Annotated in this window: 23 protein-coding genes; 16 read left to right on the top strand and 7 right to left on the bottom strand. The window is 36.4% G+C overall.

The features are described 5' to 3' along the window. Positions 1 to 13 precede the first annotated feature (13 nt). Positions 14 to 571 carry an aminoacyl-tRNA hydrolase gene (gene pth / locus L2586_RS10700; protein WP_235292886.1) on the bottom strand — a complete coding sequence of 186 codons (558 nt, stop codon included), beginning with the start codon at positions 569 to 571 and terminating at the stop codon, positions 14 to 16. 162 nt (positions 572 to 733) lie between these two features. On the opposite strand from pth, the gene L2586_RS10695 reads away from it, so the two are divergent. The 6 genes from L2586_RS10695 (at position 734) to L2586_RS10670 (ending at position 7154) form a co-directional block, all read left to right on the top strand. Next, positions 734 to 1255, top strand: a complete 522-nt coding sequence (locus L2586_RS10695) for a DinB family protein (RefSeq protein ID WP_235292885.1) — start codon at positions 734 to 736, stop codon at positions 1253 to 1255. Then, on the top strand, positions 1252 to 2274 hold the full coding sequence (locus tag L2586_RS10690; protein ID WP_235292884.1) for a radical SAM/SPASM domain-containing protein: 1023 nt from the start codon (positions 1252 to 1254) through the stop codon (positions 2272 to 2274). Before L2586_RS10695 ends, L2586_RS10690 begins: the two co-directional genes overlap by 4 nt. Positions 2275 to 2397: 123 nt before the next feature. Continuing rightward, positions 2398 to 3417 carry a tetratricopeptide repeat protein gene (locus L2586_RS10685; RefSeq protein ID WP_235292883.1) on the top strand — a complete coding sequence of 340 codons (1020 nt, stop codon included), beginning with the start codon at positions 2398 to 2400 and terminating at the stop codon, positions 3415 to 3417. A gap of 68 nt (positions 3418 to 3485) precedes the next feature. Continuing rightward, on the top strand, positions 3486 to 5381 hold the full coding sequence (locus tag L2586_RS10680) for an OmpA family protein (protein ID WP_235292882.1): 1896 nt from the start codon (positions 3486 to 3488) through the stop codon (positions 5379 to 5381). Further along, on the top strand, positions 5382 to 6791 hold the full coding sequence (gene rlmD, locus L2586_RS10675; RefSeq protein ID WP_235292881.1) for a 23S rRNA (uracil(1939)-C(5))-methyltransferase RlmD: 1410 nt from the start codon (positions 5382 to 5384) through the stop codon (positions 6789 to 6791). Positions 6792 to 6806: 15 nt separating this feature from the next. Next, on the top strand, positions 6807 to 7154 hold the full coding sequence (locus L2586_RS10670) for a hypothetical protein (RefSeq protein ID WP_235292880.1): 348 nt from the start codon (positions 6807 to 6809) through the stop codon (positions 7152 to 7154). Between the two features lie 17 nt (positions 7155 to 7171). Here L2586_RS10670 and L2586_RS10665 read toward each other — a convergent pair whose 3' ends face one another. Next, on the bottom strand, positions 7172 to 7843 hold the full coding sequence (locus L2586_RS10665) for an alpha/beta hydrolase family protein (RefSeq protein WP_235292879.1): 672 nt from the start codon (positions 7841 to 7843) through the stop codon (positions 7172 to 7174). A 151-nt stretch (positions 7844 to 7994) separates the two neighbouring features. Between L2586_RS10665 and L2586_RS10660 the strand changes: the two genes are divergently transcribed. The 5 genes from L2586_RS10660 to L2586_RS10640 all read left to right on the top strand — a co-directional run bounded on the left by L2586_RS10660 (position 7995) and on the right by L2586_RS10640 (position 12857). Beyond that, positions 7995 to 9170, top strand: coding sequence for a hypothetical protein (locus L2586_RS10660; RefSeq protein ID WP_235292878.1), 1176 nt, complete (start codon positions 7995 to 7997; stop codon positions 9168 to 9170). A gap of 219 nt (positions 9171 to 9389) precedes the next feature. Next, the gene (locus L2586_RS10655) at positions 9390 to 10676 is read left to right on the top strand and encodes an LVIVD repeat-containing protein (RefSeq protein ID WP_235292877.1); all 1287 of its coding nucleotides are present in this window, start codon (positions 9390 to 9392) and stop codon (positions 10674 to 10676) included. Positions 10677 to 10687: 11 nt separating this feature from the next. Further along, on the top strand, positions 10688 to 11425 hold the full coding sequence (locus tag L2586_RS10650; protein ID WP_235292876.1) for a hypothetical protein: 738 nt from the start codon (positions 10688 to 10690) through the stop codon (positions 11423 to 11425). A 364-nt stretch (positions 11426 to 11789) separates the two neighbouring features. Further along, positions 11790 to 12305 (top strand): OmpH family outer membrane protein, encoded by a 516-nt coding sequence (locus L2586_RS10645; protein ID WP_235292875.1) that lies wholly within the window; start codon positions 11790 to 11792, stop codon positions 12303 to 12305. A gap of 48 nt (positions 12306 to 12353) precedes the next feature. Then, positions 12354 to 12857, top strand: coding sequence for an OmpH family outer membrane protein (locus L2586_RS10640; RefSeq protein WP_235292874.1), 504 nt, complete (start codon positions 12354 to 12356; stop codon positions 12855 to 12857). A gap of 92 nt (positions 12858 to 12949) precedes the next feature. On the opposite strand, the gene L2586_RS10635 is transcribed toward L2586_RS10640, so the two are convergent. The 5 genes from L2586_RS10635 to L2586_RS10615 form a co-directional block, all read right to left on the bottom strand. Beyond that, positions 12950 to 13855: a PorV/PorQ family protein gene (locus L2586_RS10635; protein WP_235292873.1), complete on the bottom strand. Its 906-nt coding sequence runs from the start codon at positions 13853 to 13855 to the stop codon at positions 12950 to 12952. Positions 13856 to 13872: 17 nt separating this feature from the next. Beyond that, the gene (locus L2586_RS10630; protein WP_235292872.1) at positions 13873 to 14151 is read right to left on the bottom strand and encodes a hypothetical protein; all 279 of its coding nucleotides are present in this window, start codon (positions 14149 to 14151) and stop codon (positions 13873 to 13875) included. Positions 14152 to 14262: 111 nt separating this feature from the next. After that, positions 14263 to 14793, bottom strand: coding sequence for a rhodanese-like domain-containing protein (locus L2586_RS10625; RefSeq protein ID WP_235292871.1), 531 nt, complete (start codon positions 14791 to 14793; stop codon positions 14263 to 14265). A 4-nt stretch (positions 14794 to 14797) separates the two neighbouring features. Next, positions 14798 to 15883 carry a diphosphomevalonate/mevalonate 3,5-bisphosphate decarboxylase family protein gene (locus L2586_RS10620; protein WP_235292870.1) on the bottom strand — a complete coding sequence of 362 codons (1086 nt, stop codon included), beginning with the start codon at positions 15881 to 15883 and terminating at the stop codon, positions 14798 to 14800. 30 nt (positions 15884 to 15913) lie between these two features. Continuing rightward, positions 15914 to 16525 carry a DUF4294 domain-containing protein gene (locus L2586_RS10615; RefSeq protein ID WP_235292869.1) on the bottom strand — a complete coding sequence of 204 codons (612 nt, stop codon included), beginning with the start codon at positions 16523 to 16525 and terminating at the stop codon, positions 15914 to 15916. Positions 16526 to 16685: 160 nt separating this feature from the next. Here L2586_RS10615 and L2586_RS10610 point away from each other — a divergent pair, with 160 nt between their 5' ends. Genes L2586_RS10610 through L2586_RS10590 form a run of 5 tightly spaced genes read left to right on the top strand, consistent with a single transcriptional unit; the run spans position 16686 to position 23528 of the window. Continuing rightward, positions 16686 to 18335: an OmpA family protein gene (locus tag L2586_RS10610; protein ID WP_235292868.1), complete on the top strand. Its 1650-nt coding sequence runs from the start codon at positions 16686 to 16688 to the stop codon at positions 18333 to 18335. A 16-nt stretch (positions 18336 to 18351) separates the two neighbouring features. Then, a complete protein-coding gene (locus L2586_RS10605) occupies positions 18352 to 19014 on the top strand; it encodes a hypothetical protein (RefSeq protein ID WP_235292867.1) in 663 nt (220 codons plus the stop codon). 32 nt (positions 19015 to 19046) lie between these two features. After that, positions 19047 to 19865, top strand: coding sequence for a 2,3,4,5-tetrahydropyridine-2,6-dicarboxylate N-succinyltransferase (locus L2586_RS10600; RefSeq protein WP_235292866.1), 819 nt, complete (start codon positions 19047 to 19049; stop codon positions 19863 to 19865). Positions 19866 to 19900: 35 nt separating this feature from the next. Further along, positions 19901 to 20926: a hypothetical protein gene (locus L2586_RS10595; RefSeq protein ID WP_235292865.1), complete on the top strand. Its 1026-nt coding sequence runs from the start codon at positions 19901 to 19903 to the stop codon at positions 20924 to 20926. Between the two features lie 4 nt (positions 20927 to 20930). Beyond that, the gene (locus L2586_RS10590) at positions 20931 to 23528 is read left to right on the top strand and encodes a M1 family metallopeptidase (RefSeq protein ID WP_235292864.1); all 2598 of its coding nucleotides are present in this window, start codon (positions 20931 to 20933) and stop codon (positions 23526 to 23528) included. Positions 23529 to 23661 lie beyond the last annotated feature (133 nt).

The following is a 23661-nucleotide window of genomic DNA, read 5'->3' as shown; positions in this document are numbered from 1 at the left end:
GATCATTACATCCCTAGTTGTACTCATTCATGGTGTGATTAATCCCTATAGTCGTAAAGCTTAATGCAGCATTAGCTGATTTTTCAATAATCTCCGGTAGCTGATTTTTCTCACCTGAATCCCACTTCCCTAGCACAAAATTAACTTGTTGTCCTGAATGAAATTCACTTCCGATACCTACTCTTAGCCTTGCATATAGATTGCCACCTAGTATTTGGTCGATATCTTTTAAGCCATTATGACCACCATTTTTTCCTTTTGGTTTAATCTTAATCCGACCGAAAGGCAGATTTAAATCATCAAGAACGATCAATAGATTACTGTTCTTAACTTTCTTTTTCTGTAACCAATAATTCACCGCTTTTCCACTTCTATTCATATAGGTAGAAGGCTTTAAAAGGATAATAGTCCTTCCCTTGTGTTTGAATTCTGCAAGGTCACCTAACATATCGTTCTTGAACTGGACATTAAATTTTTCTGCAAGATAATCCACTACTTCAAAGCCAACATTGTGTCTCGTACCATCATAATCTGGCCCCATATTTCCTAGGCCCACTACTAAATATTTCATCGGATCAGGCTTTTTACGCTCTCTTTTTCGGTTAAAGAAATTATTAATAAATTGAAACATATCATCTGTAATCTGTAAACGATGGTAACACAATAATTAAACCAAAGAGTTCCAAGGTTGGAGATATTAGGAAATTGATCACATGGTTGTTACCTTCGTTGTATGAAATACCATTTTAAACCTAATGACGACGAATATCCCGTTTTCTATAAAGGATATATAGACACTTTAGAAGACAAAGACCTTCTTCCTACTCTGAGAAATGAGAAGAAATATGCCTTGGATCTATTTAAGAAAATACCTCTAGAGAAGGCTAACTACCAATATCAAGAAGGAAAGTGGTCTGTTAAGCAGGTTCTACTCCATATCATTGACACCGAAATGGTTTTCAGCTACAGAGCGTTAGCTATCTCTCGAGGAGAAACGCAGGAGCTTCCAGGATTCGATCAAGATGAATATATGGCGGAAGTGAATGTAGATGAAACAACATTGAGTGAACTTATCCAATGCTTCGATCATTTAAGAAGTGCAAATATTATATTATTTAGCATGCTAAGAAAACAAGATCTTGATAAAATAGGAGTTGCCAGTGGATATTCTGTTTCCGCAAGAACGCTTGGTTACTTCATTTCTGGTCATTGTAAGTATCATGTCAATATTCTAAAAGATCGCTACGGTGTATGAGTTTTTACGCAAAGGATACTAAGAGATTTCTAACCAAGTTAACTCCTCGAAAATTATTTAATGCCGCACAAGTATTAAGTTCTTTTTACTATACAAAATATACTAGGAAGGCTACTCAGTGGGGAATGCCTTTCACTATTTCGGTAGAACCAACTACAGCGTGCAACTTGAGATGCCCAGAATGTCCTAGTGGATTGCGTGCATTTTCAAGACCTACAGGTAATCTAAAAGAAGACTTCTTTAAAGATACCATAGATGAAATGTATAAGGAATTAATGTACCTCATCTTTTATTTTCAAGGTGAACCCTACGTTAATCCAAAATTCTTAGACATGGTAAAGTATGCTAATCAGAAGGGCATCTACACCATTACTTCTACTAACGGTCATTTTCTTAATGATGAAAATTGTCGGAAAACAATCGAATCAGGACTGGATCGAATTATTATTTCAGTAGATGGAACCACTCAAGAGGTCTATGAGCAATACCGAAAAGAAGGAAACCTGAAAAATGTACTTGCTGGGGCTAGAAATCTTGTGAAATGGAAAGAAAAACTTGGTGCGAAACATCCACACACCATTTTCCAGTTTCTCGTTGTGAAACCTAATGAACACCAGATTCCAGAAATATACAAACTTGCTAAAGAGATAGGAATAGACGAAGTGAAATTAAAAACCGCTCAAGTCTATGACTACGAAAATGGAAACCCTTTAATTCCTACGATCGATAAGTATGCACGATACCGTGAAAACGAAGACGGCAAATTCGTAGTGAAAAATGAATTACTTAACCATTGCTGGAAACTCTGGAATTCTTGTGTAATTACATGGGATGGAGTCGTAGTCCCTTGCTGTTTCGATAAAGATGCAACTTTCAAATTAGGCGATTTGAAAAAACAAAGCTTTAAAGAATTATGGCAAGGTGAAGCCTACCAAAACTTCCGAAGTGATATTTTATTGGGCCGAGATCAGATCGAAATATGCACTAATTGCACAGAAGGTTGTAAAGTTTGGGCATAATTGCCAATAAACTTTTGATTTACAATCTTTTTTAAGACCTTTACATTCCCCTCATGTTGAGATTTTTCATTTGTTACTAACACCTTACATTGTTAATTGCTTAAAAAGTAAATTTTTAGATTAATGTGGATTAAATCTATTATTCAGGGTAGACTAGAATTTGGCAACCAGAAAAGCTACGATAAAGTAGTTAAGATGTTTGCGTATAGAACGGAGAACTACCATAAGAATGATATTTTATTCAAAGAAGAAGAGATCTTTTTTGAAGACGGTTATTATATGGATCTTAAACGATTCGTGGGACAAGTAACCCAAAAGTCATTTAAAAACACAATTGATATCCTCGGTTATTGTGCACAATTTGCAATATCCGGATCCATCGATGGGTGGTTAACAGACACAGGGACGGTCTTAGCTCACACACATATAGAGCCAGAAAGTGATAAAGCCGTAGTTCAATTTTTCCAAAAAGGAAAAAAACTGGTGAAAGCCAAAGGTGAACAGCAAAAAGCCATAGAACAACTAACAAAGGCCATAGAAAAATATGATCGACATGCCCAAGCATACGAAAGACGTGCAAAGGTTAATTTCATGTTGAAGAAATATCATGATGCTTTAAGGGACTATAACAAAAGCATAGGTATAGATGGTACGAATCCTGCCGCATACTACGGAAGAGGAAAAGTTCATATCATTAATGAAGATTATGATTTAGCAGCTGAAGATTTTGATATGGCAACTAAAAAATCAATAGCACTTCAGCATATTTACTGGAAAGCTCGTCGACTTAAGGCTGATTGCCACATTAAACTGAAACAATTTCCTAAGGCAGCTTTTGACCTTAAGTTATTCAGCAACAGAAAGTTCGAGAAAGATAATCCGAATATTCACTGGAAATCCTATGCTCAGTATCAATATGGACGAGTCTTAATCGAGATGGGCGAAAACGAAGAAGCGATTAAAGCATTCGATGCCTCATTAGTGGACGTTTCTAAGTTTGATAAAACTCCTGAAAGCGAGAAATATTTCTACCGTGGACTTGCTAAGAAAAAGGCTGGGAAAAATGGTTCGATTAAGGATATCAAAATGGCTAAAGAACTCGGTTTCAAAAATGCAGATAAACTCGTTGCCCAATTAATATAACATTTTATAGGGTTGTCGTCGTTTATAAAAGTATGGTAAGAGTTGTATTTCTGTTTTCCTTTTTATTTATGTCAATTTTTCTCTCCGGTCAAGAGATAATTACTAAAAATAATGCTACAAAAGGCGTAATTAAGCTTTATAATAAGGCACAAGACTGTGTCCAAAATCAAAAGCCAGAAAAAGCTATTAAAAAGCTTAATTCAGCAATTGCTAAGGAACCTCAGTTTATAGATGCTTATCTGCTACTCGGCGGCATTCAATATGATCTAAAAGATTATGATGCTGCAATCCATAATTTTGAGAAAGCATTTAACTTAGATTCAACCTATAGTCCTAAAGTCCTCCAAGCACTTGCACTATGCTATGAAGCCCAGAAAGATAATGCGCAAGCGAGTCTATACTTTCGGAAATTCTTAGATAACGCCGACCGCCTTAAACCAGAATATGTAAAAGAGGTAGAAAAGAAAATTAGGGATTTTGACTTTAGGGAAGAAGCCTTAAAAAACCCAGTTCCTTTCACTCCTGAAATACTTCCTGCTGAGATCAATCAACCTAAATTATCTGAATATTCACCGTCATTAACAGCAGATGGTAGAAGACTCTTCTTCACAAGAATAACCAAGAGCCAAGAAGATATTTATTATACAGAGAAAGATACCAACGGAATGTGGCAAGAAGCAAGGTTGCTTCCTAACCTGAATACACTTGAAAATGAGGGTGCTCATAATATTTCTGCAGATGGAAAAACGATCTTATTCACCTATTGCTCGAATAGCCAACAAAACAATGTAAGAGGTTGTAATATTTATGTTTCCTTCAAGAATGAAAACTCTTGGTCGAAACCTGTCTATTTTGATGCCATCAATAGCAAGTCTTGGGATACTCAGCCTAACATCTCCGCAGATGGAAAAACAATTATTTTCGTCAGCAAGAGGCCGGGAGGAAAAGGAGATAGTGATCTGTGGTGGACTAGAAAAAACAAGGATGGGAAATGGACCATTCCTGAGAACCTAAGTGCAGTGATTAATACACCCTACAGAGAAGAATCGCCCTTTTTTCACCCTGATGGAAAAACTTTATATTTCAAATCAGAAGGACATCCAGGAATGGGAAGCTTTGACTTGTTCAAAAGTGAATTACTTGCTGACAGTACATGGTCAGAACCAGAGAATCTTGGATATCCTATCAATACTGAAGACCACGAAGGTGCAATGATCGTAAGTCTCGATGGAAAAACAGCTTACTACTCCAGAGGAAACGGAAAAATAAGATTCGATCAAGTTCAAAGTGATCTTTATACCTTCGAATTGCCCGAAGCTGTTCGATCTAATCCAGTCGGGTTTCTTAGTATTCGAGTTTTTGACGCAGAGACGAAACTTCCGCTTGAGGCCATCGTGCGTCTACAATCTTCAGATGATAACACGCGTGAAACCCTGAATACAGGAAAAGATGCAAGTTTATTGATTGTACTACCACTTGGGGAAAATTACAGTTTAAACATTGACAAGAAAAACTATTATTTCTATTCTGAACGATTCGAATTAGAAGCTTTGAACACTGCAGAAACCGCCTTTGAAATTGATGTTTACTTGAAGAAAATAGAAGAAAAGCAGGCTGAAGATCCAGAACCCGTAATTCTGAAAAACGTTTTATTTGCTACCGGATCATACGAACTAGAAAAGGAATCTTTTTTTGAACTGGATCAACTTGCGAATTTATTAGAAGAGAATGTTAACATACAAATCGAAATCCAAGGTCATACCGACAATGTGGGTAATGACGATGACAATCAACAATTATCAGAAAACAGGGCGAAAGCTGTCAACAATTATTTGATTCAAAAAGGAATTTCGAAAGATCGGCTTACCTTTGTGGGATACGGCGAAACAGAACCTATTAGTAGCAACGAAACAGAAGAGGGTAGAAAAATTAATCGTCGTACTACATTCATAATAAAAGAATAAATGGGAAGAAACAGAAGGTCTAAGACCGCATCAGATATTAAGATTTCGGGAATTGCAGACAAAGGAATGAGTGTCGGTAGAGATCCGGAAGGAACTGTATACTTTCTTCAAGGAGGAGTGCCTGGCGATACAGTCGATGCGGTAATTACTAAGAAGAAAAAAGGCGTGCCCTTCGGTTTCGTTAAAGAAATAAAAGAATATTCACCAGACAGAGTAGACCCTTTCTGTGAGCATTTCGGTGTATGTGGTGGCTGCAAATGGCAACACCTAGATTACAAAATTCAAGTAGAGCAAAAGGAAAAGCAAGTTCGTGATTCCATCAGGAGAATAGCAAAAGTAGAAGCTGGGGAATTTCTTCCTATTTTACAAAATGAAAAACTCTCGTTCTATCGTAACAAACTAGAATATAGTTTCTCTAATAAACGATGGATTACGGAAGAAGAGGTTGCCTCAGGAAAGGAGATCATCCAGACTAAGGCATTAGGATTTCACCGTCCAGGTGTCTTCGATAAAATAGTAGATATCGAAACTTGTCACTTACAAAATGATTCTTCTAATAAAATCAGAAACTTCATTCGCGACCTTACAGCCGAGAAAGAATTCGGATACTACGATATTCGAGCTAATAAAGGATTCTTACGTGAAATGGTCGTTCGCTCGAATAGAGATGGTAAGATTATGTTGATCTTAATATTCGGAAAGAGAGAAAAGGAAAAAATTAACTACATCACTGAAAAACTCATAGAAACATTTCCAGAGATTGTAAGTTTGTTTCATATTATCAATACTAAGATGAATTCCTCGTTCTACGACTTAGAACCAGAACATATTCATGGCGAAGAATACCTAACAGAACGACTAGGAGAGGTTGAATTTAAAATTGGACCGAAGTCTTTCTTTCAGACGAATACCTTGCAAGCGGAGAACTTATTCAAGATTGCAAGAGACTTCGCCGATATTCAACCCGAAGATAATGTCTATGATCTGTACACAGGTCTTGGAAGTATCGCCCTTTTCGTTGCTGACCAGTGCAAGTCCATCGTAGGAATAGAGGAAATAGAAGAAGCAATAGATCTAGCTCGAATAAATGCAGATCATAACAACATTACGAATTCAACTTTCTATGCTGGTGATGTGAAGGACTTACTAACTGATGCATTCGTAGAAAAACATGGAAAAGCTGATATCATCATAACAGATCCACCAAGAATGGGTATGCACCCAGAGGTAGTGGAAATGTTTCTTAAACTAGAAACGCCTAAGATTGTTTATATAAGTTGTAATCCAGCAACACAAGCACGAGATATAGGGATTTTGTCTGAAAAGTATACATTAGAAAAAATTCAGCCTGTAGATATGTTTCCGCATACACATCATGTGGAAAGTGTCGCTTTATTAAAATTGAAGTAAAAATTGTAGTTGAATATGTCAGAGGAAGCAACAAAGTTAGACCAGTTAGAGTCCGAGTTGAAAAAATATAGAGATGTCTTAGTAAAGGCTCAGGATATTATCATGAATAAGGATGTCTCTAAATATCCTATATTCGTTTTTCACCAGCATGATATCGAAGTTGGAATTCCTATCGTGGAAAAAAATAAGGCAAAGGGAAACTGGAATATTAATGCAAGTAGCTTAGAAGAATTTAACTCGAAATCATTGATTCCATCAGAAAATGTAGAGAAGTTTCAGAAAGCTTATAAAGACACCGATACCCACATTTGTTTGTTTGTGATCAGTGAGCTCGGAGCCCAATTTATATTCTTAGAGCAGTAAAATAAGCGTACTATTGCCTATAAATTGCTAGCAAATTTTGCTGTTTCCTGAGCTAGTTGTTCTATAGTATCTTCATAAGGTATTCCTAATTTCTTCAAGGTCTGAAAAGAATGATTCCCTCCTTCTATTCTAACCGGTGTCGCCTTTTCTAATCCATCGACCACTTCAGAAATTAATTCGAATTTAGCGAATGGATCTCTTGTTCCTTGTAGGAATAATTGTGGAACTTTAATATCTGCCAAATGAGCTGCTCTTTCTTTGCCTACTTTTCCTGGAGCATGAAGAGGAAACCCAAAATAAACAATACCTTTCACCTCATCCAGTTCACCTAATGCTGCAACTTGAGAAGTCATTCTACCACCGAAAGATTTCCCTCCAGCCAGTAAAGTAAGTCCGTCACTATATTTTAATGCCTTTTTCACTGCTGCCTTGATGGCTGGATAAGCTTTTTTCGGTCGATCAGGTCCGCCTCCTTTTTCCATGTAGGCAAAATTAAAACGTAAGCTTGCAACTTTGTTACTCGCTAGGTGCTGAGCCAAGGATTCCATGAAAGCATGCTCCATTCCTGCTCCTGCGCCATGACTTAATACAAGTAAAGATGTTGCATCATCAGGAAGGACTAATAGTGCTGAAACAGTCCCTATCTCCTCAGATATGTCAATTTTTAGTTTTCGTGCTTTTGTCATCATAAATATTGAAATAGTAAGATATGGATATCTAAGCATTATAAAGATATTCTTGTTAAAAGAGAAAAGGAAGCTAAAAGTTAAAATTCTAAATTCAGTAAAGCACTACTTTCATTTCTTAGGCTTTTCCTATATATTTATTTAAACGCATGTTATGAGTAAACTTATGCCTATCCTTAAGCCTGCTGGCTACAGAAAAGATGTACCCTATTTCTTTAAAGAATCTCTTATAGAAAACGAAGGAAGTCCAGTCATTGCTTTCGGTAATGATAAGGGCAGTCATATAGAATATGAAGGATGTGAAACAGAAGATGACTTTACGGATAGATTTACTCCTTTTAAAGAAGAGGCAATGCAAAACTTGAAGGAGGTTTTTCCTAGTGTTGAAATTCAAGAGTTAGAAGGTAGTAAGATTGCCTTTATTACTGGACATGAATACGCAAGTGAGAAAATTCTTGATGTCAACTATATGAAGGAACTAGGAGAAAAAATGGGTGATCAGAGTCTTATGGTTGGAATTCCGTTTAAAGGTCACCTGCTTGCTACGGGAAGCAGCTCTAACGTCCGAGCCAAGTTCCCCGTTGTCATTCAGAATTATTTTGAAAATCCACAACAAGATGCCATAAGCCCATATGTTTTTTTAGTCGAAAGTGGTCAAGTCATCGGTATGGGTGGCCAAAACCTTCCAGATGAAAATGAAAGCTTTGTCATCAGTGAAAACCTCAAATCAAGTAATTTCACCGTTACCGTTAATTGTTCTACCATCGATGAGCTGAAAGATATTGTAAACAACACTTATCAACAGATACTATTATCGGTCATGAAAAATACCACGTTTGGCGGTGAGATTCGCTACGAAATCAAACCCACCTTACCTTTCAGTGATGAATTAGTTAATCGCTGCCAATCTTTCGTAGACCAGATAAAAGACAACGAATTAGCACAAACCATCGTCGCAGCAATAGCCAAAAATGGAATCAATCCCGTATTCGTTTATGATGGTCGGCAAATTGCCCCTCAAATAGGTGATGAAACATCTGAGGAAATAGAAGACAAAGAAGAACTGACGACCACTGATGCCAACGCATCTTTAGAAAAAGACTATTCAGCAATGAGCGTACAGCAACTCGACAACGTTTTCTATGAAATTGCTTCTGTTCCCAATGCTCGCCTTCATGTCCCTTCCCTTGAAAAAATGGTAGTACTAATGGCTGAATACGAAAAGAGAAATATAAAAGTACCTAGTGAAAGGCCTTCATCAAGTAGACGTGCTTCTAGACCAAAAAGCAACCCAAATACCAAAAGTAAGCCTTGGTGGAAGTTCTGGTAACCTCCATCTTCATATATTTAACCACTTTCTTGATAATTCCTTTCCATATGGATAGACCTCTACTGATAAATAAACAATTAGTCTGATTTCATTCTTGTCCTTTATATCTATTTTTTTAATGCCCACCCAACCCTTTCGGCCACCTTTCCGTCTTTATTCCTAAATGACTATTCGAAAGTCCATAAATCTAACATTGACATAAAATAAAAAATTGATAATATGAAAACTTTAAAGATCCTCTGCCTATTTATCATGGTTTCTGCTTTGGGTACATCATGTCTTAGAGATAAATGTGATGCAACCCGAGAATATATTCAGTTTAATCCAGTCTACATGACCGGAACCCAACTCAATTATGACATCACCACCGTTAGCGACAAAGCGCTCGTAAACCCTGGAAAAATCTATTTCTATAAAAACTACCTTTTCATTAATGAACAAGGAGAAGGAGTTCATGTCTACAATAATGAAAACCCCGCGGCTCCTGTTCACGAAACATTTTACAACATACCAGGGAACTTCGATATCGCTATAAAAGATGATATCTTATTCGCAGATAATCCACTGTATTTATTAACGATAGATATTTCCACTATTACAAATCCACAGTTGAAAACTAGAGAGCGACTGAAAGATTATGATTGGTTATACGACAACCTTGATTATCAGCACGTCATTTATTATACAAGATCGAATATTGTGGAGTCTTTCGATTGCTCTGACAGCAACTGGGGACAGCAGATTTTCAGAAGAAATGATAACATCTTTGTTGATTTCGCATCTGACTTTGATGGAAATGTGATAACTAATGAATCTACAGGAAGCAATGGCAATTCAGGAAGTGGTGTAGGTGGTTCTTTTGCTAGATTTACCATTTATGATAACTATCTATACACAGTGGATGAATCCTCTCTTAATGTATGGGACATCTCACAAAGCATGAGTCCGGAAAAAATATCTTCGAAACATTTGGGATGGGGAATCGAAACCATATTCCCTTATAAGACGAACTTATTTATCGGTTCTACTGCTGGTATGTTTATTTTCGATAATAGCGATCCAGCAAACCCAGTTCAGACGTCGACTTTCCGTCACGCACAAGCTTGCGACCCTGTAGTTGTAAGTGGTGATAAAGCATATGTGACACTTCGTGATGGAACCGAATGTAATGGCTTCGAGAATCAATTAGATGTCCTAGATGTATCTAATATTAACAATCCTACGTTGATCAAGTCTTATGATATGAAGCATCCACATGGATTAGCTATTCGTGACAACGACCTATTCATCTGTGAAGGAAGTTATGGTCTTAAGGTGTTCGATGCAAGTGACGACCAGAAAATTACCAGCAATGAATTAGCACACTTGGATAATATTAATGCCTATGATGTGATCTCTATTTCTCCTGAGGTGCTATTCTTAATTGGAAGCGATGGCTTCTTCCAATACAATGTTACAGATGCAAAAAATCCGAAGCTTATCAGTTCGATCCTAGTACAAAAATAACCCATTGACACATGAAAAAGATCCTAAAATTTATTGTATTGCTTGCGATTTTGCTATCCATGAATGTATTAAATGCTCAAGAGAGAGTCTATAAGGATAAAGTAATCTTGAAACAAGGAAGTATTCTTATCGGCAGCATTACGGACTACACTCCAGGTGAGCAATTAAGCATGGAATTAAGAACTGGAAATCAAATTACTGTCCTCGATAACCAAATCAAAAAAGTAATAATGTATTCGGGGCAAGAAGCTACAGAGAAAGAAATAGTAGCCATTCCGCTAAAAGTCAAACGCATATTTAATGAGACACAAGTTTCGTTGTTAACCAGTGTTTCTGGAAGCGGAGTTTCTATTGCGCATAATGTGATGTATCAGCAGTATCCTTGGCTCGCTGTAGGCGCTGGTGTGGGATTAGATAACTATTACACAGCTCCAGGAAGAGAGGTTTTTCCTTTATTTGCCAATGTTAAATTCAACTTGACGAATGGAAGAAGTGCTCCGTATGTAGGTGTAAAAGCAGGATACGGATTCTCCTTCAAAAATGAAGCTGAAAACATTACGACCGCAACAGGTGGTTATATGGCCAATCCATATTTCGGAATTCGAGTAGGTTCCAGAGGGTTAATGGTCAATATTTTTTCTGGGCTAAAATTCCAAAAAGCAGATTACATCATTACAAGTCCTTGGGAAACGCGAACAGAAGATATCCTTTTTAGGAGATTAGAATTAGGATTTTCTGTTATGTTTTAATCTAACCATACTGGAAATTGATGAAATATAGAGGACTTAGATCGATGAAAATAGAGATTAAAGCAAACCCCAGAATACAAAAAAGCATGATTTAGGATCTCATGTTAAATTTCATAAAAATGGAATACCGGGCTGATGAGATATCAGTCCGGTCTTTTTTTGCGTTAAACTATCGTTAAATTTATCTTTCTAACTTCGCAATATAAATTATAAATCGTTAATTAACAGGTATTTAGAATTTGAGCTGCTTTTTAACAATTTGATAAAAAGGAAACTTTTAGATAGGTAAAAAGTCTTTAAGGTACAAGAGTGAGAAAATTGTATTTTTGCAACGCTCATTTTCAAAATAGAAAAACAATTAGTTATGATGAAGAGAATATTAATATTAGCAGGATTGGTTTTTACCATGACCATGACCATGAATGCACAACGGATCGCGATAATAGATGTTAGTTCCATCTTAGAAGAAATGTCAGATTATAAAGTCGCTCAGCAAGAAGTTGATAAAATTGCATCTGCATGGAGACAGGAAATAGGAGTAGAATACGATAAGATCAAAAGCTTGTATAATAAATACCAAGCTGAACAAGTATTGCTAAGTGAAGATGCGAAAGCAGAAAAAGAAAACGAAATCATGGAAGCTGAAAAAACGGTACGAGAAATGCAGAAGCAAAGATTCGGACCTGATGGAGACTTATTTAAGAAAAGACAAGAGCTAGTTCAGCCAATTCAGGAGAAAGTATACTCCACAATAGAAGAATATGCGACCGATAGAGGGTATGATATTATCTTCGACAAGGCTGGTTCTGCTGGCATTTTGTTCACTAGTGATGAATATGATAAAACTGGAGAAGTGAAAAGAAAGCTTGGTTTAAAATAAAATTATATTTTTGCAGCCTAAAATAAAATACAAATAACAAATTTAGATATGAAAAAGACTATCATACTCGGAATAGTATTCATGTTTGCTGGATTTTTTGCAAATGCACAAAAATTCGGAATCGTGAATTCTCAGGAAATTATCCAGATGTTACCGGAAGTAAAAGAAGCTTCAGCAAACATCGAAACATTCGGTACTCAATTGCAGAAGAAATATCAGCAAATGATTACCTCGCTACAGACTAAGTACCAAGATTTACAGAGAAAACAAGATCAAGGAGAAATTTCTCCTAAGCAACTTGAAGAAGAAGCTAAGAAATTAAAAGAAGAAGAATTACAGCTTGGTCAATATGAGCAGACTAGCCAACAACAGATCGTTGAAAAGCAAAATACGCTTATGAAACCAATCATGGATAAGATTACACAAGCTATACAAGATGTAGCTAAAGAAGACGGATATACATATATCTTTGATGGAAGTGTTGGGTTTGTTTTATACGCAGACGAAACAACGGACGTTTCTGATAAAGTAAAAGCTAAATTGGGATTGTAAAATTCTAACCTTTTAGAGAACAAATAGAAACTAGCCCTTGATCTTATGATCGAGGGCTTTTTTATTATGGGGATGATTACAAGAATTATCTTTTATCCTTTAGATTTCTCCCATCTATAACCAATCGAAAACCTGAATTGATTATCATTAACTTCTTGTTCTATAATCGGAATCTGAAAAGAGAGGTCTGTAACCACATTCCGAAATCCATAACCTATTCCCAAACATAAGATTTTCCGATTTCCTCTATCTGCATGTTCATAGAGATAACCACTTCTTAAGAACCACTTTTCTTGATATTCATATTCTACTCCGAAAGAATAATAAATCTCTGCCAATTCCTCAGAAAACCCACCATCTGCATCATAGAATGATCGCCAAGCCGCTTTTAAGAAGTTGTTTTCGACTTTATGAGAACATAAAAGTCCATCACAAGTGTCATAGAAATCATTCGGAGAAGGGACTAATAATTTGTTTGCATCAGCTAATAATGAAATAGAACTGCTTTCATTGTATTCGAATGCCCAGCCAACACCCAAGCCAATATTAGCAGGGAGAAACTCTTTCTTGGAATTCGAAGAATAAACCACTCTTGGTCCTAGGTTTGTTACTGCTAGCCCTAACATTAAGTTCGATGAGATACCTCCCATTTCTATAGGTTGGATAAAGCTAAAGGATAGATCTCCTGCGATGCCTTGTCCTGGTGTTACCCGTAAACTTTCATCCTCATCCGTGGTGTATCCGATATTAGAATAAATATACTTGAGAGCTATAGCACTCGCAAAACGATAAGTCCACTTTCTCACTATGCCGATGGAGAGTAAAGATTCCCTTGCAGCATTCTTTCCTAGAAAATACCTTGCTGAAAGTAAGTCTTGACTTATTTTTCCTGATGCAGAATGTTTCGCCTCTATACCCAGCGTGTTTTTACCTCCTAATTTCTTGAATGCAGCAATGGAAGTGATAAAACCATCTCCTGTTTCTGCTCCTAAAGTCATAGGCGCAAAATTCACTTCTATCCCAAAGTTGAATCCACGGATGCTAGCTTAGAAGCATTGAAATACATAGCATTAGCATCGGGAGAGGAAGCTATTCCTGCATTTCCTAATCCACCAGACCTTGCATCCATGGAATGTCTTAGAAATGGAGCTGAAGAAATCATTGAATTGCCTATGCGAGCATTATTCAACTTGTATGTGAGGTATCCTTCATCTATGTTGTAAAATTGTCCAAATGAAGAATAGTGACAATGTAAGAAAATGAGGAATGATACTGCGGTTAATAGTCTTGACATACTGCCTTTATTAAGCTATATATATAACCCTAAAAGCAATAATTTATTATAACTCCTTACTAAGAGCAATTATAATAATGAAGTCTTACTTAAAAAAATTGACCTAGAAAATCAATACACCTTCTCATACGCTTCATTCGTAATCCATCTTCCCCATAACCAGTTATATCCGTGTATTTGATTGGTTTCTGCTTTACTGGAATCTTCTAGTTCATACCCCTTATTGGCCCATTCGAAAATTGACCCATATAAATTATAAACCTCTGTAAATCCCATTTCTTTCGCCCGTTCTCCTATTTTCTCGCTTCGATAGCCTATTGAGCAGTAAAAAAGAAGTTTTTTATCTTTGTCAATGGATTGGATCAGTCCTAATTCTGGATCATCATAACCAACATAGATGGCTTTAGGAAGGTGACTGACCTTATACTCTTTCATTTCTCTAGCATCCAGGATAACATAATCATCCATGTTTTCATGAAGCTCTTCTACACTCAATAAAGGAATCGTAAAACCGATCGTTCGATCGATCATCTTCTTATACTTCTTACTCGACAATTCTATATCGGTTCCTTTTTCCTGTTGTGCGGACAGGAAGCATGATTGAAAAATTAATAAATATAAAATATAGCTTACTTTTCTCATTAAATTAGTCTAATTGTTCAGGACCAGGTCCTACTTTATCACTGATAATTATACCATTAACACATAATGGACGTATTTCGTTTTCGATAAAGTCAATTAATTGGTCTGCAATATGATCTGGATATAACAAATGGATGTTAGGACCAGCATCTAAACTAAAGTAAACGGGAAGACCGCTCTCTTTTCTAAAATCTCTGATCTTCTTAATGACAGCAAGTGTATTAGGGACCATGAGTATATAGGACGGATTCGAAACCATCATTAAGGCATGAAGGCTCATTGCTTCTTGCTCTGCTATTGCTCCGAACCTTTCGAAATTTCCTTGCTTTAACGCTTCTAGTAGATAGAATAGTTGTCTTTTCGCCTCATCGTACCTTGTAGGTGCATATGGATTCGTATCCATTAAAGCGTGTCCCGCTGAAGAAGAAACTGATTTTTCATCTGCACTTAGTATACAAATATCATCGTGCAAATTATGAAATATAGGATGAACATGATCTTTCATTCCGATGGCATATTCATCAGATGAGCCTTCTACATCCCCCGTTTTTCCCCATAATGCCCAACTATCAAAAATAGATCTACTTGCACTTCCGCTTCCTAATCTAGCAAGCATAGAAGCTTTGCGCTCGAAATCATTGATATCACTTAAGCTCTTGAATAATTCATCTTCTATAGAACAGATGCTTAGAGCAATGGCACTCATGGCTGAAGCGGATGATGCAATTCCTGAAGAGTGAGGAAAAGTGTTTTCACTGGTTATGTTAAAATGTAATTGTTCCACGAAAGGCACATATGCTTTGATAGAATTTAAGTATTTCTTTATTCTATCTTTAAAAGCATCATTCTCAAAGCCATCAAATATAAAATTAACATCGATAGAACCATCGTAAGTCTCTCTTGCAGAATACTCGACAGTCGTCTTAGAAACTGCATTCGTAAGCGTGAAGCTGATAGATGGATTATTGGGCAGTTGAATACCGTGCTTACCCCAATATTTGATAATAGCTAGATTCGAAGGACTACTCCACGTAACCTTTCCTTTAACTTTATCTGTCGTTCCTAGTCTTAATTGATTGTAATTCTCCATAAGACAAAATTAATGGAAAATCGTTAAGGTCTATTTGAATGAGTAAGAAATATCAAAATCTTGTAGTAAAGCATCCATGATTTTATCATCTCCCACTACATAACCTCTTTTCAGATCATATCCATAAATCTTACTAATCTGATTCCAATATCCAGCCGAAAAGCCTCCTTTTAGTTCCTTTAACAAACTATGCATCGGCTGATCTAATTCTCTTTCTATCATTTTAACCAAGATAGAACCTTGAATTCTTGTTAGTTTTTTCAATGGATCTGAAAACTCTTCTTTGAGTTCCTTCTGTAACTTTCGAACATGCTTCTTCCGTTTTCTTTTATTTAGATTAGCGGTAGCCACTTCCATTTCTCTAAATATTTTAATGGCTTCGCGGGCATATGGATAAACCTTGTTCGCACATTTCCTATAGTATAAATATCTTCTGTAATCCTCAGCACTTTCGAAACTTCTTGGCGAAGTAATACTAATATCTTCTAAGTCTGCCATTATTAAGGTATCCCCATCTGTAATAAGCGCGGTCATTACTTGGCCATCGATGGTCACCTTCTTCTCAGAGGTCCCACTTTGAGCATTGACCTGAAAGAAAATCAAAAGGATAAAAAATAATATGTTGATTCTATATTTATGCATGTTCTTTGTTAAACGTAAAAATGGTGGTATTTATTTATGCTAAACAGTAATAGTGAAGTAATAATTCTATTTTTTGGTTAAAAAAAATATAATTCTCCTTCGAAAACTTCTGTATCCTTTTAAATAAAGATGATATTTGTGTGATTTTTGGTCTGAAAACATGAAAATATTTTTAACCGTATTATTTATTGGGATGTTCATTCCTCTTTTTGCTCAAAAGCAATTGGAAAAACTGAACACCAGTGTTAACACGCCTAAGTATGATGAAGTAGGTCCTGTCTTAAGTGTAGATAATACTCGGTTATACTTTACGAGAACTGGAGATCCAGATTTTGTAAATGTCATTTCTAGAAAGAAAATTGAAAAAACCACTTTAAAATCTAGGCTTCAGCGCATCTTCTCTCAGATTTCTGGTGATGAAGTAGAAGATCCAGAATCCTCCACTTTCAACCAAGATATCTATTATGCTCGATTATATGAGAATGAGTTTAGAGGTGTCATCCACCCAGGATACCCATTAAATAATGCCTATCCGAACAGTGTCTTAGCCAACTTCGAACTGAATAATGCATTAGTTGTTTTAAATAAATTCGATGAAGATGGAGGTATTGAAAAAGGGTTTTCGAGTGTCGAAATTCTTGAAAATGGTGGATTTGGTTTTCCAGTGCCAATGGAGGTTTTCGACTTTAACAATCTAGGGAATGATGTGAGCATGACCATGAGTCCAGATGCTGAACAACTGTTTATCGCAATGGAAAGACCGGACAGTAAAGGTGAATCGGACATCTATATTTCTATTCGTGTAAAACCTAATGTATGGAGTCGTCCAGAACCCGTAAATAGCCCTATTAATACTATTTTTAGAGAAACAGCCCCTTTCCTTTCTAAGGATAAAAAGCGATTATACTTTGCTTCTAATAGACCTGGAAGTCAAGGAGGAATGGATATATATGTTTCAGATCGGCTGGACTACACATACAGAAACTGGTCAGAGCCAAGGTTATTGCCCGTTCCTATTAATACCGAGTTCGATGAATCACAGCCTTATCTAGATGCAACGGAAGACTACATCTACTTTTCGTCTAAAAGAGATGGTTCCAGTGATATTTTCAGATATCACCTAACCGCTCCTAAGGACTTAGAAAAACCACTTACGATATCTATAACCATAATAGATGCTGAAACGAATGAGCCTGTGCGAGGAGAAATCTATTGGGGAAAAGCTCATGTCATGGGATTCGATGGTTTTTTCAGAACTTATAATGGAAAATACGAGGTAACATTGACAGAAAACGAATTAATCAAATTCAAGGTTATCAAGCGAGGTTATATCGGGGATGAAGTAGTGATAGATCCTTTCGAATTAGTGAGCGATGAAGTGACCAAGTACAACTTAAATCTATATGTTCGACGCGCCGAAATGGATCCAGGTAAAGTCGTTGAGCTGCCGTATCCATTTGGTAAAAAAAGAAAAATTACGCTTAGAAATATATATTTCGAACGATCGGAAGCGGAAGTACTTCCAGAATCTTTCGTGGAGCTCGGGAAATTAGTACAAGTCCTGAAAGATGTGCCTTCCCTGTATATTAGAGTGGAAGGACATTCGGATAATGTAGGTGATAAACAGCTACTTGTAGAATTATCTGAGAATCGAGCGAAAGCAATAAAAAACTACCTAGTCCAGAAAGGAATTAAAGCGGTAAGGATAGAAACAGTCGGCTTCGGAGACCAATTTCCGCTGAATGAAAACGCAACCGAAAACGAAAGACAGCGAAATAGACGAGTAGAAATACAAGTTATAGCAGAATAATTATCTTTGCACGCTTATGAAATATATTGCACAATCTATATCATTCATTTTCCATCCATTAGTCATCATTTCGTATTTGCTGTTGATCTTGTTGGTAATAAATCCTTATTTATTCTCCATTCAAAATGAAAAAGCGATAGGTATCTTGATGATTTATGTGGTAATGTTGACTGTAGTTATGCCAGGAATCACGGTGTTACTCATGCGGGCTATGGGTTTTGTGAATTCTATTCATTTAAAAGAGCGAACAGAAAGAATCATCCCACTTATTATTACTGGTGGTTTTTACCTTTGGCTTTTTATCAATATATATCAGAACACAACCATTCCTTTAGTATTCAGCATTTTTGTTCTAGGCTCCACAATTGGTTTATTTCTAACATTCTTTTTTAGTTTGTTTACGAAGGTTAGTCTTCATACAACTGGTGTCGGTGGACTGTTTGTGGGCATTCTACTTATCAAATATAATTTCAGCTATGAGAGCTTTCTTGTAAATTTGGGTTCTCTGGGAAGTTATAATGTAAGCACAGATGTTCTAATTTTTCTCAGCCTCTTTATCGCTGGGCTTGTGGGTACAACAAGATTAATATTAAAGGCACATAGTTTAAATGAAGTCTTTATCGGATATCTAATCGGAATCGTTTCTCAATTAGTAGCATTTAGCTTTTTATTCAATTAAAAATATACCTCTTTACTTTAATACTTCGACATATGATTAATGACTTAAAAGAAAAAATTTTGCAAGCCTGGGATAACCGGGAATTGTTAAGAAATGCAGATACACAAGCCGCTATTCGTGGAATTATTGGACAACTAGACAGAGGCCAACTCAGGATTGCAGAGCCTGTAGACGGTGAGTGGATTGTTCATGAGTGGGTGAAAAAGGCAGTTGTAATGTACTTCCCTATTCAAAAAATGGAAACCATAGAAGTAGGTCCTTTCGAATTTCATGATAAGATTCCATTGAAAAATGGTTTCGCTGAAAAAGGTGTAAGAGTTGTTCCTCATGCAATTGCAAGGTTTGGAAGTTTTATAGAATCAGGTGCTATCTTAATGCCTAGTTATGTGAATATCGGAGCACATGTAGGTTCTGGTACCATGGTAGATACATGGGCAACCGTTGGTTCTTGTGCGCAAGTAGGTAAGAATGTACACCTTTCAGGTGGTGTGGGCTTAGGTGGAGTATTAGAACCTTTGCAAGCAACTCCTACGATCATCGAAGATAATTGCTTTATCGGTTCTAGATGTATCATCGTAGAAGGCGTTATTGTTAGAAAAGAATCTGTGATCGGAGCAGGAGTAACATTGACGAAGTCTACCCATATCATAGATGTAACTGGTGCAGAGCCAGTAACAACAAAAGGAGAAATTCCTGAAAGATCTGTCGTTATTCCAGGAAGTTATACTAAACAGTTTCCAGCAGGACCATTTAATGTGAATTGTGCACTTATCATTGGAAAAAGAAAACCATCTACCGATAAGAAAGTATCCTTAAATGATGCCTTAAGAGAATATGATGTAGCGGTATAAAATTTATATTAAATTTACATACCAAACTATAAAAGATGGACGCTTTTAAAATCCAGGAAGACCTTCTTGCCAAGATCAGAGGTCAAGTAGGTGATCAAGGAAACTGGGTTGATTTAATCGCGGACGCCTTGTCTTTAAGTAAACCGGCCGTCTATAAGCGTATTAATGGTAGTACTTCTCTGTCTATAAATGATCTGGCGATATTAATGAAGCGATTCGATCTTAGTTTTGATTCGCTTATTCACACAGATCGTTTAACAGTGGACTTCCATCTACCGACGAGCGGAAATACGGTTAAAACCTTCATCGATTTTCTTAGCCCGATCAAGCAATTCGTTGTGAATCTGGCTAACATGCCTGAACTTCAGATATGGCACGCAACGAGTGAACTCCATTTGTTTTATTACTTTCTAGATAAGGATCTGACCAACTTTAAGATGTTCCTTCATGCGAAGACACTATGGAATCTGAAAGGTTATGAAGATCTAAAGTTCTCCATCCATGATTTTTCAGGAAGTCATTTTATCGCTCAAGAAGTCGATGAGATTCTTACTCACTACTTTAGAGCTCCGAATATCGAGTTGTGGAATGAGAATATCATTACCAATACTCTGAACCAAATCAAATACTTTCTGATCAGCGGATATTTCGAAAAACCTGAAGAGTCACTGATCTTATGTGAGAAAATACGTTCATTGATTCGACATTTATGCAAAATGGCTGAACAGGGAAAGAAGTTTTATCCTGGAAAAGAAGTGAATCAAGAGTCTGGAGATTATTTGCTCTATCATAATGAATTATCATATACGAATAATATCATGCTGATTAATTCTCCAAAGCACGATCAGGTATTTACAACTTATAATAACCCTAATTTTATGCTTTCCAGTAATGAAAAACTAATCGCATATACTAAAAATTGGTTTGAGAGAGTTAAAAAATTATCGCAACCTGTCAGCCTAGATGCACAGCAGTCCAGAATGCTCCTATTTAACCAAATAGAAAAGAAAATTGACTTAGCAACGATGGAAATTAACCATCTTTTAGAACGATTAACATAAAAGAATGAATAAGTACTTAGTAGTTTTAGTTACCCTTATAATCGCTTCATGCACCGGAAGTAAGAAAATAGTAGAAGCTCCCGTAGAATATGAGGAACGCTTATTAGACACTATGATGGTGGTGGCGCCAAAAGTTACAGCTCCTGAACCAGATTTAGTACTTGGCACTTATAGAGCCTCAGCAAAAAGGACGGTAGATTTATTGCATACGAAACTAGATCTAAAATTCAACTGGGAAAAGCAACATGTTCTAGGTGTTGCAACGCTAAAGTTCCAACCTATGTTTTATCCAATCGAAACAGCCTCTTTCGACGCTGTAGGGTTTGATATCCATAAAGTTTCGAATGCAAAGACTGGACTTCCATTGAAATATGAATATGATGGTTTTGACATAAAGATCGTCTTAGATAAAACTTACAAACAAGGTGAAGCCGCTGAAGTTGTAATTGATTATACTGCTAAGCCAGAAGAGTTACCAGAAGGAGGAAGTGCTGCAATTACGTCGGATAAAGGGTTATTTTTCATCAATCCGCTAGGAGAAGATCCAGATAAACCTATGCAGATCTGGACGCAAGGTGAGACAGAGAACAATTCAAGATGGTTTCCTACTATTGACAAACCTAACGAACGCACGACACAAGAAATGTATCTAACTGTTCAGGATAAATTTAAAACTTTATCTAATGGCTTGTTAGAGAAATCTACTAAAAACGCTGACGGCACTAGAACAGATTATTGGAACATGAAACAACCACATGCTCCTTACCTGTTTATGATAGCAGTCGGAGAATTTGCTAAGGTAGATGATAAGTGGGAAGACATTCCACTCGCTTATTATGTAGAAGATAAGTATGAGCAGGATGCCAAGCAAATTTTTAACAACACTCCTGAAATGCTTGAATTTTTCTCAGAATTTACTGGAGTTAAATATCCGTGGGATAAGTATTCACAGATCATTGTTCGCGACTATGTTTCTGGAGCAATGGAAAATACTACAGGCGTAATTTTCGGGGACTTTGTACAGAAAACAAGTAGAGAGTTAATAGATGATAACAATGATTATATCGTTGCGCATGAGATGTTCCATCACTGGTTCGGAGATTATGTCACTTGTGAATCTTGGTCTAACTTAACCATGAATGAAGGCTTCGCCAATTATAGTGAATACTTATGGGAAGAACACAAAAACGGTAAAGAAGCGGCTGATAATCATAGAAGTAATGAATTAAGAGGTTACTTAGGTTCAGCTCAGAATCAAGGAACTCATGATTTAATTAACTTCGAATATGATGATAAGGAAGACATGTTCGATGCGCATAGTTATAATAAAGGTGGACTGGTTCTACACATGCTTAGAAATTATGTAGGAGATGAAGCATTCAAGGCATCATTAAATAAATACCTAATTGATAATGCCTATACTGCGGTAGAAGCACATGACTTAAGACTCGCTTTCGAAGCGGTAACTGGTGAAGACCTGAACTGGTTTTTTAACCAATGGTACTTCGATAAAGGACATCCTGAATTAGAAATCATTCATGGTTATACTGATGGAAAATACACATTAACCGTTAATCAAACCCAAGATCCTGAAAGTAATAGAGCGATCTTCGAACTCCCAGTAAAAGTAGATATTTACAATGCTAACGGTTCTAAAACAACGGAGAATATTTGGGTGAATGAACGCCAGCAAACCTTTGAATTCATGGTGGACGCTAAGCCTTCTTTTGTCAATTTTGATGCAGATAATATCATCTTAGGAAGACGTCAAGAAAACTTTAGTGTGGAGGAAAATATTTTCCAATACAAAAATGTAAACACATATCAAGATAGAGCAGACGCGATTAATGCATTAAAAGGTTATCCAGAAGCAAAACCAATTTTCATAGAAGCTTTAGACGATCCTTACTATACCATTAGAAGATTTGCAATAGGTCAGATTAATCCTAACAATGATCAACTGATTAACAAGCTAAAAGACCTAGCACAAAACGATCCTAAATCTCAAGTAAGATCATCAGCATTAGACAAATTAGCAGAGATCAGTGATCCAGCATTAGCAGACTTCGCTGAAATGGTATTGAAGAAAGAACAAGCCTACCCTACTTATGCAGCTGGATTAAATTTGCTATATACTCAGAATCCAGAGAAAGGACTTTTGGTTGCAGAAAAAATGATGGAGGAGGAAAACTATGATATCGTTGCTACGCTTTCTGATATTTTCTCTGTTACTGGAGATAAGAAATACCTTCCATTTTTTGAAAATAAAATAGAAGGCCTTGCTGGTTTTAACTCTTACCCTGTCTTCGGCAGTTATTCGGCTTTTTTACAAGATTTACCTGTAAGTGATCTTTCGAAAAGCCTTAGCTTTCTGATCGAAACAGGAAAAAATAACAGCACAAATTTTAAGCGTTTTATGGCTACCAATACTTTAAATAGTCTCCGCCAAATGGTTGCTGCTAAGAAATCTGATGCTCCTGAAGAATCGAAGAAAATAATTGATGAAATCATTAATAAGATTAATACTGCAATTGATGAAATCATAGGAATGGAGAAAAATCCACAATTGCTTGAACGGTATAAGTCTTTTAGTAAAGTGTAAGCATTCGAAAAGACGATAGGGAGTATTATGATAATGATATGTTAAACTGTCATATAATATGCAATTGTCGAAAAATGAACGTTTTATATAATAAAAGTTCTTTTTAAGCTTTTAATACTTGATGATAAGCTTG

It is taken from the genome of Portibacter lacus (assembly GCF_021533215.1).
GTDB lineage: Bacteria > Bacteroidota > Bacteroidia > Chitinophagales > Saprospiraceae > Portibacter > Portibacter lacus.
Note: the sequence above shows the minus strand (reverse complement) of the source record. Positions and strands in the feature narration are given on the sequence as shown.